Annotated in this window: 2 protein-coding genes; both read left to right on the forward strand. The window is 57.5% G+C overall.

What is annotated here, in order from left to right; translation table 11 throughout:
- The coding region (locus tag D451_RS0126115; protein WP_017536623.1) for an immunity 49 family protein at positions 1 to 284 on the forward strand (284 nt) is incomplete at its 5' end.
- Between the two features lie 58 nt (positions 285 to 342).
- On the forward strand, positions 343 to 563 hold a 221-nt coding region (locus D451_RS28465), incomplete at its 3' end, for a hypothetical protein (RefSeq protein ID WP_206539099.1).

The following is a 563-nucleotide window of genomic DNA, read 5'->3' on the forward strand; positions in this document are numbered from 1 at the left end:
CGGGGTTGATGGCGGTGCCGCAGATGGAGGTGTTGGGTCGGCTGATCGCCAGAGACGGGGACGGTTTCAACGAGGCTCTGGTTCGGGCGTTGGAGGCGTATCGGGAGTACACGGCGGCGGATCTGGCCAAGGGGCAGTTGCGGGGGATCGTGCCGTTGGAGTTGTTGGGGATGGCCTGTCTGGTCCGGGATGGTCGGGTGGAGGGTGTCTCGTTGGAGGTCGAGAGCGATTACTTTCCCGAGGGGATCCTCGAGGGGCGTTGGCTCGACGCCTTCCCCGTTTGACCTTGTGTTTTTGCCTTCGGTTTGATGTTTGTTTGTCTTAATTGTGTGGAGTTGGAGAATGGGTATGCGTGTTGAGAGGCCTGAGATTGTTCGTGAGGTGAATGAGGAGGATCTCGAACTGATTTCGTATTACGCGAAGTCTGGAGTTGATTCTCTTGGTGATGGTGTCGGGGGTATGCATTGGCTCATAGACAGCTTTTGTGACAATGCCTTGGAGCTTTTGGTGGTGGATCCGGGGGTTGTTGAGCGGCGGACGTGGGAGGCGTGGGTTCTGGCGAT

This window comes from Nocardiopsis alba DSM 43377 (assembly GCF_000341225.1).
Classification (GTDB): domain Bacteria; phylum Actinomycetota; class Actinomycetes; order Streptosporangiales; family Streptosporangiaceae; genus Nocardiopsis; species Nocardiopsis alba.